The organism is Bythopirellula polymerisocia (assembly GCF_007860015.1).
GTDB lineage: Bacteria > Planctomycetota > Planctomycetia > Pirellulales > Lacipirellulaceae > Bythopirellula > Bythopirellula polymerisocia.
The window spans coordinates 873,606-886,948 of record NZ_SJPS01000001.1 but is presented as its reverse complement, the minus strand read 5'-3'; the positions used below and the strand labels follow the sequence as shown (position 1 = coordinate 886,948).

The following is a 13,343-nucleotide window of genomic DNA, read 5'->3' as shown; positions in this document are numbered from 1 at the left end:
GATTTTAGTCCAGAATGCCCCCGCACAACAGGCATACCGGGTGCAAGAGGGACTGGCGCCAGGAAACAGGCAGGGTTTCGCAGATTTCTGAGCTTCTCAACATCCCACGTGGCCAGAAATGCCGCCACACGTAATAATTAAGGGGCGAAGGCGGTTTCTTGAGGAATCCCTCGTTCCCTTGTGACAAATATAAGTTTTAAAGGTTGATATGATGAAACTTCGGCTAATGCCTTGGTTTGCGGTGATGGTCTCTTGTTTGATTGCCCTGGGCAGCGTTTCCGTATCGCCGAATGCCTGGGCTGAAAGTGCCGGGCAGGCGGATCTCGATGAGGCCTTGCGCATGCGGGTCACGGTCGAAGGTCTCCCCGATTTGAGTCAAGTCATCGATCGACTACAACTCTCGCTCGACAAAGGGCTGGAGGTCGAGGAAGCGGAGTTGGCCGAGCAGATGATTTCGGACGCTCTGATGGAGCGTGCCTCGGCTCTGATGCAGGTGGTCAATTCGAACTCGATCGGCGATGACCGCATCAAGCAAATCTTGCGGCTGATCATCTCCGACTTGCGGCGTGTTCTGGCCTACGACAATCCCCCCCCAGAAGCCAACTTGATGTTGGGCCGCTTGATGGCGCTGCCTGGTGGAGATCCCCACGAATCGCGTCGGCTATTGGGAAAGTATCTAGAAACTGCGGACATCAATGATGCCCAACGGGCCGAGGCGTATTTTTTGCGGGGACAGGTTCAGACGGACGAAGAAAAGGCGTTGGCAGACTTCGACGAGGCCATTAAGCTCGATCCAGAGAACGAAAACTACGGTTTGCTGCGGATCGTGTTCTTGCGCAATCGTCAGAAGTTTGACGAAGCACTGGCAGCAGTCAATGAGATTCTCGAGGACACCCCCGAGCACGCCAATGCCCTCATATTGCAGGGAGAACTTTTTCGTCAGTTGGACAAGCCCGACCAGGCAATCGAAAGCTTTGACGAAGCGACCAAAATTGCTCCCCAATCTCCTGGCCCCTATCAAAATCGAGGCGAGATTTACCGCGAGCAGAAGGATTACGCCAAGGCGATCGATGAATTTACTAAGGTGCTTGAGCTCCAACCGGGAATCGTAATGCCCTTGGTGCATCGTGCAGAGGCGTATCTCAACAACGGCCAGTTGGAAGAAGCGTTGGCGGACGCCGATGCGGTGTTGGCAAGTGAGCAGGTTGAGCCCATCCACCGAGTGGCCGCTCACCGTCTCCGCGGCGAGGCCCTGGCCCAACTCAATCGACTCGACGAAGCGATCGAGGAGATCGAACAACTCTCACGCACTGTTCCCAATCAACCCGAGCTGAAAATGCAATTGGCTCTGTATTACCTCGTTGCTAAGCAGCCGCAGAAGGCGATCTCGGCCTACGACGACGTTTTGTTGATGGACCCCGAAAACGCTCTGGCGCTGCGGAGCCGCGGGGACGCCAATTTGAATATTGGGAATCACGCCGAGGCTATAGAGGATTTTGAGAAGGCCTTGAAGGTCGACCCCGAGGACGCAGCCCTCTTGAATAATCTTGCATGGGTGTTGGCCACCTCGCCAGAAGCGGAAGTCCGCAACGGCGATCGAGCGGTGGAGTTGGCCACCAAGGCGTGTGAACTAACTGAGTATCAAATGCCACATATCCTCAGTACCTTGGCCGCTGCTTTTGCCGAATCCGGCAATTTTGATACGGCCGTCGAGTGGTCGCAAAAGGCAGTCAACATGCACGACCCCGAAAACGACGAGCAGCTTGCAAAAGAACTAGCAAGCTATCAAAAGAAACAGCCCTGGCGCGAACGGCAGAACATCGCGGATAACAACGACCAGAGTAATCCGAAATCCACGCCTGAGGAAAGTGGTGCACAGTCCATCGACTTCTAAGAACCGAGTAAACCATTCTAGAGGGGCATCATGTCCGAATCAGTCTCTATCAAGTCCTGTGCTACGCAAGAAGAAGCCGAATTCCTCAAGTCTCTGCTGGAGACCTACGGAATCAATGCCCTCATCAATGCAGACGACTACGCCGGCCTCCCGCTGATGACTTCAGGAGGCGTACAACTGCAGGTCTTGGAAGAGGATGTCGAAAAGGCGACCAAGATTCTGAAGGATGCCGAGGATACGGATTGATTGAGTCGTGAAACTGTAGGCCGGTAAAAATCCGCGGTGTATCGGCCATACGAGTAGTACCCCTACCGAGCGTCAGTCATGTCTGAACTCAAAACGAAGCAAAACAACGCGAGTGTCCCCCGATTTGTAAAGGCAATTGCCGACGAGCAGCAACGTGCCGACTGCAATGAACTAATCGACCTAATGAAAGAGGTCACAGGGGAGAAGTCCAAAATGTGGGGCGATGCGATCGTCGGTTTTGGCACTTACCACTACAAGTACGCGAGCGGACGAGAAGGAGATTGGTTTCTCGTCGGATTCTCACCCCGGAAACACAGTTTGTCGATCTATATGATGTCGGGGTTTGAACCCGTGGCTTCCATTCTAAAGAAACTAGGAAAGCATAAGACTGGTAAGTGTTGTCTTTATGTCAATCGGCTAGACGATGTCGATCGCAAAATACTCAAGCAACTGCTCACCAAATCGGTAGAGCATGTAAGAAAAAACCAGGGATGCTGACAGAATCAGGTTCGCTGCTTCTCTCCTGCCGATTCCATCTCTTTAAGTAGTTCTTCCATGCGGTCGATCTGCTTCTGGCTATCGGAGATTAATTGCTCTAGGACGATCATCTTGGTGGTGAGCTGCCCGGAGAGGTCGCGGGCCATCTCGGCCATCTCGACTTCCTGGCGATCGACGGCTGCCCCCGCATCGCGGTAGGTTCCATCCCAGGTTGACTTGGGTCGCGGAAGATGTTCTAGCCCAGTAATAACCGTCGAGCGTTTAGATTTGCCGAAGTAACGGTAAGACCTTTTGAGCAAAACCGCCACCAGAAGTGCACACCCCACCAGGAACATGAAGACTGCGATCGGTGTACTGGCGAAAAAAAATGACATTGGAATATCCGACTTAGTCATTCCCAGCAGGATTAGTTATCTTGCGTTGCGGCAAAGGCCCGCCGAGCAGCTTCGTCCACGGCAGACAGAGCTACCTTATTCTTATCGGCAATTTGGTGGCATGATCCGTACTCGGGTGAAAAACGTCTCGATCCATCGGGTAATATGGCCACAATTCCGGCGACTGCGCCCCACGTGGTCTGCACCTGCACTGACTCGCGGGGTAATGTGAGCCGCTCGATCTTTGATCGCCGCAGGCCAAGCGTCGTGGTTTCGCGGAACACGATCACGGCGAGTTTCTCCGCGTCCGTTTCTCGGCATTGTACCTGTAATAGAACCCCTGGCCGGCCTTTCTTCATTTGAATGGCTATCAGCGCCACGTCCAAAGCACCGGCTTGCCACAACAGTTCACTGCAGTGCCCGAGTGCCTCACCGGTAATGTCGTCCAAATTGGTTTCGAGTAAAACGATGGTATCCGTGGGAAGTGATGCGTCGGACGATATCGTTTCGCCGACGATCAACCGTAGTAGATTGGGATGTTGAAAATCTTTTTGGCCGGCGCCATAGCCAATCGATTGCACGGTCATAGCTGGCAAGGGGCCAAACTGTTGGACCATGGCGGCGACAATCGCTGCGCCCGTTGGTGTTGTAAGTTCCCCATCGACTGTACTTGCAGCGAGCGGAATGCCGCGGAGCAATTCACCCGTGGCTGGGGCAGGAATTGCACACCTCCCATGGGCAATCTCAACAAAACCTGTTCCCGTGGGAATCGGCGAACTCACAATCTTTTCCACCCCTAGCAGGTCCCAGGCGATGGCAGAGCCAACGATGTCGGCAATCGAGTCCACTGCGCCCACTTCGTGAAAGTGCACTTTTTGGATCGTCGTGCCGTGAACCTTCGCTTCAGCCTCGGCCAACCGCATGAAAATCTTTTGGGCAAGTGATCGCTGAGATTCAGATAGCGTGCTCTGCTCAATCATGGCCTCGATGTGATGCAGGTGTCGATGAGCATGCTCAGGCTCGTGTTCGACCCGGAGTTGCAAAGCACGAAAGCCGCATTTTTTTACTTCCTCAACGACCAGTTTGCAACTGGGGAGCCCCAGGGAGTCAATCCCGGCTTGCACCTTGGCCAGGTCTACGCCAGCATCCACCAGCGCCCCAAGCATCATGTCGCCGCTGATCCCACTGGCACAATCAAGATACGCAATCCGCATGAGCAGGTGTCCCCAAAGTTCGAGTTTATGAAGAGTCCATTCTAGAGAGCAGACTAAATGTCGGCAAAGCTCCCTCCCGACCGTAATTCCCGCCTGTGCGGGAAAGATGAATAGTCAGAAGCTTGCATATTTGTGCAGGCATTCTGCGTGGAATAGGAAAATACTTGCTCCCTGACCGGTGGCGTGTTATAAGGAAAACTGAAGAAACACGTTCTTTTTGGAGTGTTTCTTAGCTATTCGACAGAATGAAAGAGGCGAAAAATCGGTCATGGCAACCGTGACATTGAGAGTTCTAGACGGTGCCGACCGTGGCCAGGTTTATGGAAACCTGGAGCCACCCATCACGATTGGTCGTGAGGAGGGCAACTCGGTCCAGCTCAATGATGAGCGGATCAGCCGGTTCCACATCAAGATCCAGGAAGATCAAAGCAAATTGGTGCTGACAGATCTCGAAAGCACCAACGGGACGCGAGTGAACGGTGAGGATACCCACTTGAGGATTCTCCGTTATGGTGACGTAATTGCTGTCGGTCGCTCGGTTTTGCTCTATGGAACGCGCGACGAGATTGCCGGGCGGCTTAGCGAGCTTCGCAGCGACGGCTTGTGTAGCAAAGAGAAATTTCCCACCAGTGACTTGGTTGCCGCATCGAGTTCCGAATCGCTAAGCTTTGAACTGCGACTCGGCGCTTCAGAGGAAATGCAGGGGACACTGCATATCCCCGAGCCACCCGACCTGCCTGATTCCTTGACTGCTGGCCAGGCTGCACAACTTTCTGAACTTCTGGAATACTTACACCTTCGCGCACGAGGTATCGTTCGAGGAGCCACGGTGGAAGACAAGAATCAAAACGTGATTCTCTCCCTAGATCAGTGGCAGGAATTCTTGGACCTGCAATCGCAACTGGCCGAGTACCTTAAGGCAATCGGCGATCCTCATCTGGAAGAGTAAGCAGTGTTCGAACAATCAGTGTCGATTGTTTCGCCGACTCAGGAAATGGCTTGCTGTTGCAATCAAGCTGAGAACAGCTGTTGTTGGCTCTGGAATGGCAATGCCAACTGCAGTAAGTGGTAAATTACTGCCATACTGAGTCTGCCAGTCACTTAAGCTGCCTGCGCTCAGTTTGCGTTGCCACTCCAGAAAGTCACGGCCGTCCACGTCGCCATCGTGATCAAAATCTCCACTTGCAGTGGGGCCCACCAAATCAATAAGGATATCATCCAACAGACCTCGCCAGTTGCCCCATGAATGGCCTTCGCTCGTTTGGAGAAACGAATAGTCGTAGCTGTGGGTCTTAAGTAGATTCGTGAATGTAGTTCCACCACTCCCATCGCCGATGGTCCCTGCTGTGATAAAGAGATCGACTTTGTCCTGGAGCGATTGAGTGGCGTAAAGGTTAAAAATATTCGAAAAACTAGCTGGCGATTGGATGGCTATATGCTGGAAGACGTCAGAGCGGGTTGCGCCGAAGTAAGCTGAATTGACACCACCCAAGGAGGTGCCCAGGATGGTACGTCCTGCAGGTTGAGCTTGCGTTCGATAGGCTGCGTCTATCATCGGTACCAGCTCATCCGCAACGAAGCCGGCGAAACTTGCATTACCAGTGTATTGTTCGGCACGGCGGTTCTGTCCACTCGTGGGATCACGGGGATCAATAAACACGGCCATGGTCGGCTGCAAGGCGCCGGAAGCAATCAAATTGTCGAGCACCACAACCATGCTCCCCATGTGGTCGGCCAGGTATTCGTGTCCATCCGTGACATACACCACTGGCAAGTCGCTCAACGATTGGCTCGCGTAGCCTGCTGGGGTGTAGACGCGATGGTTGACGCTGTACCCGAGTTTTGTGCTGAATGTGGTGATGTTGTTGGTGAGCGTGCCCTGCGGCACACCTGCTACGCGGACCGTTTCCTGCGGGAAAATGTATTCCGGCATGCGTAGTTCATTGTTCGGTCCAAAACCACTCCACATTTGCAGTGGGTTCGCGGGATCAAGAATCCAGTTTGAACCATTGAGCACCACTTTGTAATCCAGCCGCGCATCATTGGGAAATGTCTTTTCCAAGATCCACATGTCGGTTCCGGCGAATTGAGTCCCCTGCCAGCTCGCCGAAGGATTCCAACTATTGAAGTCACCGGGCCAGGCAACGGTGCTCGAATTTCCACGATAGAGAAACGCTACCTTGCCGTCCTGGGCATAAGGCACCTGGCCTGCGGTCTTTAAGTTACTCCACAGACTATTTAGCTCGGCAGTCCGCTGGGTGGGATCTGCAATGCCTACCTTCGCCAACAGATCGTTCTTGAAATCCTGATAGGAAGGATAAAGTTGCTGACGAACATAATTAGGATTGGGGGGTGCTTGAGCATGAAGCATTAGGGGAGTGGCGACACCCAAACTTACCAATATCAGACAGGCACTAAACTTTATTATCCGGAATTGCATGCTTAATCTCAGCTAAGTCTTTGGGCTACTCGATATCATGTATGATAGGAAGAATTGCAAGAATGGAAAGTGAATGGCTGACTAGCCCCAGGCCTAGCACTGGTTTTTTTGGCCACGAGTGTTGTAGGATTACCATCTCCTTTCCTGTGAAACCTCAGCGAGGCGCACCGGCGATTATGCTCGTTATTTCTCGTAGACTCCTGCAAACGATCATTGCTTTTATCACGGCGATCAGCTTTGCTGGCCATGCACGGTCGACAGAGCAAGATCCCCTGACTATCTGGCAGGGCCATGTGTGGACTGCGAATCAGAAACAACCTTGGGCCGAAGCCATAGCGGTAAAAGGGAATCAAATCGTCGCAGTGGGCTCACTCTCTGAGGTACAGCAAGTCACTGGTCCAGACGCTCGATCATTCGACGTGCGGCCTGCTTTGATTACACCGGGTTGGATCGACTCGCATATCCACCTCATTGATGCAGGATTCCATCTGACATCGGTCCAACTTCGCGATGCAAGAACCCGCGAAGAATTTGTGGAACGGATTGCTGCATTCGCTCGGACCGTTCCGCGGGGGACTTGGATTACTGGTGGCGACTGGGACCATACTTTGTGGGGCGAATCTTCAGCCGATCGTGCTTTGCCCGATCGAGCGTGGATCGACGCCGTTACGCCAAACCATCCCGTGTGGCTTCCGCGACTCGACGGACACATGGCGCTGGCTAATTCTGCTGCACTGCGTGAGGCGGGCATTGATGACTCATTCGCTGATGTGGCTGGCGGCGAAGCAGTGCGAGATGACCAAGGTCGCCTCACGGGCATCTTCAAAGACAACTCGATGGACGTTATCAGTCGCGAGATACCTGCTCCGACTGCCAAACAGCAACTTCAAGCTATCCAGGCGGCGGTCGCTCACCTTGCGGCACAAGGCGTTACTTCGGTTCATCACATGGGCACATGGGAAGATGTTGAAGCATTCCAAATCGCCCACCAACAGGGTCAACTCAAAGTTCGAGTTTATGCTTGCACCCCTTTGAGTGAGTGGCAGGAACTGGCCAATCGCATTGCCAAGATTGGCCGTGGTGACGATCGACTCAAGATAGGTGGTTTGAAAGGTTACGTCGATGGTTCGCTAGGTTCCCACACGGCGGCCTTTCTCGAACCCTATTCCGATACACCAAAGTCACGCGGTCTGCTAGTCAATTCGCAATCGGACTTACTCAAATGGACACGTGCTGCTGACAAAGCGGGACTACAGGTGATGGTGCATGCCATCGGTGACCGTGCGAATAGGATTCAACTCGACGTGTACAAGCAAGTTGCTGCAGAGAATGGCCCGCGCGACCGTCGGTTTCGCATCGAGCACGCTCAGCATATTGCCCACACCGACGTACGATGGTTTGGCGAGCAAGAGGTGATCGCAAGTATGCAGCCCTATCACATTATCGATGATGGACGCTGGGCCGACAGTGTGATTGGGACGATCCGGAGCGAGACGACTTATCCTTGTCGGTCATTCTTGAAAAGCGGCGCTCGCCTGGCCTTTGGCAGCGATTGGTTTGTCGCCCCACCAACTCCAATTGAAGGCATCTACGCGGCCGTAACAAGGAGTACGCTCGACGGCAAGCACCCCGACGGCTGGACTCCCGGAGAAACGATCACTGTCAAAGAAGCGTTGCGGGCTTACACGCTTGATGCGGCTTATGCAGGTTTCCAAGAATCGCAGCTCGGATCACTAGAGCCGGGGAAGCTTGCCGACTTTGTGATAGTCGATCGTGATGTTACTAGCATACCACCGACTGCGTTACGGGCAGCTCGCGTGCTGGCGACGATTGTCGATGGCGAAATGATCTTCAATGCCCCTGAGCTCCACCCACTCGCGGCCACTGCTCAGCGAGAAGAGATAGATGGTTTGGTTGCAGAGGGAGCACTTGGGGAAGCTCAAAAGAAATTGCGATCAACAATTGCCGCCCCGGATGAACCCGTTTCCGATGAGCCAGCAATTCAAGCGGAGATCTTGCGGAGGATACCTATCGATTTCAATCTCGAAGAGGACGAAATCCTTGAAGAACTTCGAGAGACAATTCCCGATATCTCTCCCGCCGACCTCGCGCGGTGGCGTGACGCAGGGGACCTGGATCATCGCCTGATCGATGGCGAAGTGAGGTATTTCAGCCGAGCGATCTCCAATTTATTCCGCATCAACACAGAAGCCCGCGATCGCAGAGTTTCGCAGCCGGAATCACCACAGAAGTTCCCGATCGTCGAGCATGTTGCTGAGCTTGTGGAAGAAGCGAACCAAGCAGAAGACCCCGAGATTCATCCTGTCAAACATCGCATTCGGTATGAACTAACGGTGCCTGCGGGACATCCACGCTTACGCAGAGGCGCGAAAGTATCGTGCTGGCTGCCGTTCCCTCAAGAGTATCGTCAACAGCGTGACGTAAAACTACTAGATTGTGGCCCGGGCGAGGGGCAGATCTCTCCCAACGGCAAGGCACACCGCACTGTTTATTTGGAACATGTTGTCGATGATTCTGAGGCGACACTCACTTTTTGGGAGGAGTTCGAATTCGTCACCAATGCATATGTTCCCACGTTAGATCCCAAGGACGTCGAGCCCTACGACACCACGGGTACACTCTACCGCGAGTACACCTCCCAGCGCCCGCCGCATATTGTCATCACACCAGAAGTGGCGGCGCTCGCCAAGGAAATCATTGGCGACGAGACCAACCCACTTGAACAGACTCGCCGAATCTTCCGCTGGGTGTCGGCAAACATCCCTTGGTGTGCTGAAATAGAATACAGCACGATCCCCAATCTATCGGCAAAAGGCCTTGGGGCCCGTCGCGGTGACTGCGGTGTCCAAGGGATGACGTTCATCACCTTGTGTCGCGCTGCCGGAATCCCCGCCCGTTGGCAGTCTGGTTGGCAAACCAAACCCAACGACTCGAACATCCACGACTGGTCAGAATTCTATCTCGAACCCTGGGGTTGGCTCCCCGCCGATGCCTCCTACGGAGTGAAGCAGCATGAGGACCCAAGAGTGCAGGACTTCTTCTGCGGCCACATGGACCCCTATCGCATGATCGTTAACCTCGACTATGCAGGCCCACTCGAGCCACCCAAACAAAGCTTCCGTAGTGAGCCGAACGACTTTCAGCGTGGCGAGATTGAAATCGATGGGCACAATCTCTATTTCGATGAGTGGGAAGCATCGAGAGAAATTCTTTATCCATGAACCCGTCTTCGCCTCGTAAATTGAGAGCAATAACTACTCAACGCTAGTAATCCCCACAGCAAGCTCGTCAAAGTCCCCGGTTCTGGCACGGAAGTCGCGCTAGCAGTTAGAGGCAGGGCACCACCATATTGCGCTTGCCAATCAGTCAAACTTCCGACATTTGGGTCGCGCTGCCAGACGAGAAAATCGTGCCCATCAACGTCGCCGTCTTGATCAAAGTCGGCGGTAAACGGGGAGAGTACTTCGAGCACGACATTGGTCGCGCTGTAGTTGACATTCCATAAGAGCCCACCAATCGCGGGGAGAGATTCGACCGAGAACATATCAACCACGATCGTCGCGGTGATAATCTCAAACGTATCACCGATAGAAGGCATGAAATTGTTGAGGAGAGACACGTCGAGCGTGCCATTGAGTGTGACGGTGCCGTCGCTATTGATCTGGTCGTGGCCGCTGCCAGCCACGAGACCTCCTAGTTCAATCTCCAAGGTGGCGGAGTTGGCGTAAGTCAGATTACCGACAGATAGCTCCGTGGGGCTCAGGCCGGGGGCATGGGTGCCGGTGAAATACACATTATTCAACATGCCAACTCCTTTCACATAGCCGTTGAAGCCAATGTTCAGGTTGGAACTAGTGCCTTCGACCGTGCCGTTGATAATCGTCGGACGAAGCGGATCATTGGGCGTTTCGATTTCACCATCGCCGGTGATGGCACTTGCAAAGTCGAGTACTACACCGTTGGCCGCTACAACTTTGCCACCGCCGATAACAGTAGTTAGCGCGCCGAGTTGGGCCTGGTTGCGGTCGAGCAAGATGATGCTGTCGGCATCGACCGTCATGTTGCCAGCCGATACGAAACCGTCGAAGGCATTGGGGTCGCCCAGGGTGAGATCGCCGCCAGGGGCATAGATGATCGAGCCGATCCCGGCCGCAATCTTCGCATTGAGGGTGCCATCTCCCGTGAGGACGTCACCACCGCCGAGTGTGATTCCATTGGCCGCGGTGATCGATCCACCAGAAAGTGTCGTCAGCGCACCGAGTTGTGCGAAGCCCGCGGAACGTAGATTAACGGCTCTGTTGCCCACATTCAGTGTGCCTTGATGAACGAAGCCGAGAAAGCTAGCTCCATCGCCGAGCAACATGTTACCTGTGGCGGTAATGGTCGAACCAGTTAAGCCATTGACTTTCGTGTTAACATTCGGGCTGCCGGTGAGCGTGCCATCGGAGGGGATGGTAAGGCCACTACTTACTGTCACGAATCCAGTGGCCACAAGTGTACCACTTGTGAAATTGAACGTGCCGCCGCTGGTGTTGTCAAAGTCATCGGCCGAGAGCGTGCCGCCGTCGAGTTTTATTTCACCAAAGGCGCCGATGGTCACCGCGTCGCCGGTCGATAGGCTATATCCGTCGGTAATGTTGAGAACAGCATCACCGGTGGTGCCGATGTAGATTGGTTCGCCGATCGTCGCAGAACCACTCCCTTGCAGGTTGAGGGTCGCGGTGCCGGCAACGCCATTCAGCGTGAGTGCGCCAGGGCTGTACGCCCCACCGTCGATGGTGACCGTGCCACTCTTGAAGGTAAACGTACCACCGTTGTTGTTAATCAGCGAAGGGGTCGTGAGCGAACCACCGTCAATGGTGAGCGAGCTATTTGTATTCTGGATGACCGTTACTAGCCCGATGTTGGCTTCGGCTCCAGTGCCGATCGTAGCAGAACCGGTAGCCGTCCCACCAACATTGCCCAGCGAGAAGACGAATCCCAAATCCAGGCGCGAACCGTTGCCGGTGACCGTCAAATTGCTCGTCGACGCATCATTTTTCGCAACGATCAGATCACCAGGGGTTTCAAAAGACCCACCAGACGTAATCTGCAAGGAAGCGTTGCCATCCTCACCAACAGTAGAAGTACCGTTGCTGGTGGCAATCCATCGGGATCCAGCGCCATCAATGGATACGTCGCCTCCGCCCACGACGCCGATTCCAACTAGCGTACTGGATACGGTGGCGCCCCCTGAGATGTTCAATGTTCCGGAGCCACTCACGCCCACTCGCACAGAACTGGTGCTATTCCAGTGGCTACCACCTCCCGAGACATTGACAGTTCCGCTGCTGCCGCTGGCGAACCCGAGATTGGCGGCGGTGTTGGTTACCGTCGCGCCACCCGCGATATTCAGCGTGCCGTCACCAGAATATCCAATGTTCGCAGCTGAGGAGTTGGTCCACGTCGAACCGAAGCCTTCCACATTAACGATTCCGATGGAGCCGGCTCGGTCTCCAATATCGCCGGACGTATTCTCAACTGTCCCGCCATCGGTGATCAAGAGTGTAGCATCACCCAAGTCTCCCACTTGTAGTGTGCCGCTGTTGGTCCAGATCGAGCCGTTTCCACGAACGCTCACGCTGCCGATACTGCCAACTTCATCGGCAATTGTGCCATTCGTGTTTTCGACACGACCACCACCGTTTATCTCCATTTCCCCGCGGCCAAAGTTACCAACTTCGAGCGTCGAAGTGAGATCCCAAAGGGAGTCGGTGCCTTCGACCCACACGCGGCCGACTCCAGTGGATGAGTTGCCGATAGTCCCGATACTCGTGGAGGTCACCACGCCACCGCCCCGGATTGCCAGCGTGCCGGTGCCTAAATTACCGACGGTCATGCTACTCGTATTCGTCCAGGTGCCAGCCGAATCGACCGTCACCGTGGCTAAGGAATTCGAAATACTAGCAATCGTGGAGCTGACGTTCGAAACGGTGGCACCGTTAAAAATATTGAGCGTGCCGCGACCGCTACTACCGACGATCAAATTGCTGCTTGACCCCGTGAAGCTGAGAGACGTGGCGGTGCCCGAAACATCGACTATACCCGTGCCTGACGCGCTGCTGCCAATAGTGCCATCATCTGCAACATTCACTACTGCGCCATTCGTGAGATTCAGACGCCCCTCACCGACTGATCCGACAACTAGGTCGCTGGAAGTGCTGTCGGTAATGTTCCACAACGAAGCGCTGCCTGTGATATTTGCCGTGCCGAAGGAGTTGCCGTCGCCTGCGATGGCAGTGGTATCCGTTGTCAGCGTGCCGGCCGACATGTCGAGAGTTCCCTCGCCATCCAGGCCGATATTAAGAAAGTTAATTGTCACGACCGAAGCGGTACTGACTTCAATTCGCCCACCGTTGGCGATGTCCACGTTATTGGTGTTGAGCCCGGCAACATCCATAAAGGAAATGACCAAGAAATCGGCGGGATCGGGCACCGCTCCCGGGCTCCAGTTTGCCGAGTCGAACCAGTTGTCGGTCGCCCCGCCGCCGATCCAACTACGTGAGACGCCTTGTCCAGATGCCGAGTTCGTCAGCAGCGAGAAACTCAGTGCACAGAGGACTGAGTAAGAGAAAGCACGAACGTGTAACAACTCACATTGACGCGTCATGACTAGA

Annotated in this window: 9 protein-coding genes; 5 read left to right on the top strand and 4 right to left on the bottom strand. The window is 54.3% G+C overall.

Features of this window, described 5'->3' with window-relative positions; all coding sequences use genetic code 11:
- Window positions 1–226 precede the first annotated feature (226 nt).
- The 3 genes from Pla144_RS03475 to Pla144_RS03465 all read left to right on the top strand — a co-directional run bounded on the left by Pla144_RS03475 (window position 227) and on the right by Pla144_RS03465 (window position 2,638).
- Window positions 227–1,894 carry a tetratricopeptide repeat protein gene (locus Pla144_RS03475; RefSeq protein ID WP_197530359.1) on the top strand — a complete coding sequence of 556 codons (1,668 nt, stop codon included), beginning with the start codon at window positions 227–229 and terminating at the stop codon, window positions 1,892–1,894.
- Between the two features lie 30 nt (window positions 1,895–1,924).
- Window positions 1,925–2,140, top strand: coding sequence for a putative signal transducing protein (locus tag Pla144_RS03470; protein WP_146447909.1), 216 nt, complete (start codon window positions 1,925–1,927; stop codon window positions 2,138–2,140).
- A gap of 78 nt (window positions 2,141–2,218) precedes the next feature.
- Window positions 2,219–2,638 (top strand): DUF1801 domain-containing protein, encoded by a 420-nt coding sequence (locus tag Pla144_RS03465; RefSeq protein WP_146447908.1) that lies wholly within the window; start codon window positions 2,219–2,221, stop codon window positions 2,636–2,638.
- A gap of 5 nt (window positions 2,639–2,643) precedes the next feature.
- Here Pla144_RS03465 and Pla144_RS03460 read toward each other — a convergent pair whose 3' ends face one another.
- Entirely contained in the window at window positions 2,644–3,012 is a 369-nt protein-coding gene (locus tag Pla144_RS03460; RefSeq protein WP_146447907.1) for a hypothetical protein, read from the bottom strand.
- Between the two features lie 32 nt (window positions 3,013–3,044).
- Window positions 3,045–4,226 (bottom strand): nickel pincer cofactor biosynthesis protein LarC, encoded by a 1,182-nt coding sequence (larC, locus tag Pla144_RS03455; protein WP_146447906.1) that lies wholly within the window; start codon window positions 4,224–4,226, stop codon window positions 3,045–3,047.
- A gap of 268 nt (window positions 4,227–4,494) precedes the next feature.
- Here larC and Pla144_RS03450 point away from each other — a divergent pair, with 268 nt between their 5' ends.
- Complete coding sequence (locus tag Pla144_RS03450) at window positions 4,495–5,175, top strand: FHA domain-containing protein (RefSeq protein WP_146447905.1); 681 nt, start codon at window positions 4,495–4,497, stop codon at window positions 5,173–5,175.
- 15 nt (window positions 5,176–5,190) lie between these two features.
- On the opposite strand, the gene Pla144_RS03445 is transcribed toward Pla144_RS03450, so the two are convergent.
- Window positions 5,191–6,666, bottom strand: coding sequence for an alpha/beta hydrolase (locus tag Pla144_RS03445; RefSeq protein ID WP_146447904.1), 1,476 nt, complete (start codon window positions 6,664–6,666; stop codon window positions 5,191–5,193).
- Between the two features lie 176 nt (window positions 6,667–6,842).
- On the opposite strand from Pla144_RS03445, the gene Pla144_RS03440 reads away from it, so the two are divergent.
- On the top strand, window positions 6,843–9,908 hold the full coding sequence (locus Pla144_RS03440; protein WP_197530358.1) for an amidohydrolase family protein: 3,066 nt from the start codon (window positions 6,843–6,845) through the stop codon (window positions 9,906–9,908).
- Here the strand turns inward: Pla144_RS03440 and Pla144_RS03435 are convergent.
- Window positions 9,899–13,336, bottom strand: a complete 3,438-nt coding sequence (locus Pla144_RS03435) for a beta strand repeat-containing protein (protein WP_146447902.1) — start codon at window positions 13,334–13,336, stop codon at window positions 9,899–9,901. The genes Pla144_RS03440 and Pla144_RS03435 overlap by 10 nt on opposite strands.
- Between the last annotated feature and the right edge of the window lie 7 nt (window positions 13,337–13,343).

What these genes read in the sequence shown, in the direction of transcription:
- Pla144_RS03475 (WP_197530359.1), top strand. Translation starts at nt 227, where the DNA reads ATGCCTTGGTTTGCGGTGATGGTCTCTTGTTTGATTGCCCTGGGCAGC.
- Pla144_RS03470 (WP_146447909.1), top strand. Translation starts at nt 1,925, where the DNA reads ATGTCCGAATCAGTCTCTATCAAGTCCTGTGCTACGCAAGAAGAAGCC.
- Pla144_RS03465 (WP_146447908.1), top strand. Translation starts at nt 2,219, where the DNA reads ATGTCTGAACTCAAAACGAAGCAAAACAACGCGAGTGTCCCCCGATTT.
- Pla144_RS03460 (WP_146447907.1), bottom strand. Translation starts at nt 3,012, where the DNA reads ATGTCATTTTTTTTCGCCAGTACACCGATCGCAGTCTTCATGTTCCTG.
- larC (WP_146447906.1), bottom strand. Translation starts at nt 4,226, where the DNA reads ATGCGGATTGCGTATCTTGATTGTGCCAGTGGGATCAGCGGCGACATG.
- Pla144_RS03450 (WP_146447905.1), top strand. Translation starts at nt 4,495, where the DNA reads ATGGCAACCGTGACATTGAGAGTTCTAGACGGTGCCGACCGTGGCCAG.
- Pla144_RS03445 (WP_146447904.1), bottom strand. Translation starts at nt 6,666, where the DNA reads ATGCAATTCCGGATAATAAAGTTTAGTGCCTGTCTGATATTGGTAAGT.
- Pla144_RS03440 (WP_197530358.1), top strand. Translation starts at nt 6,843, where the DNA reads ATGCTCGTTATTTCTCGTAGACTCCTGCAAACGATCATTGCTTTTATC.
- Pla144_RS03435 (WP_146447902.1), bottom strand. Translation starts at nt 13,336, where the DNA reads ATGACGCGTCAATGTGAGTTGTTACACGTTCGTGCTTTCTCTTACTCA.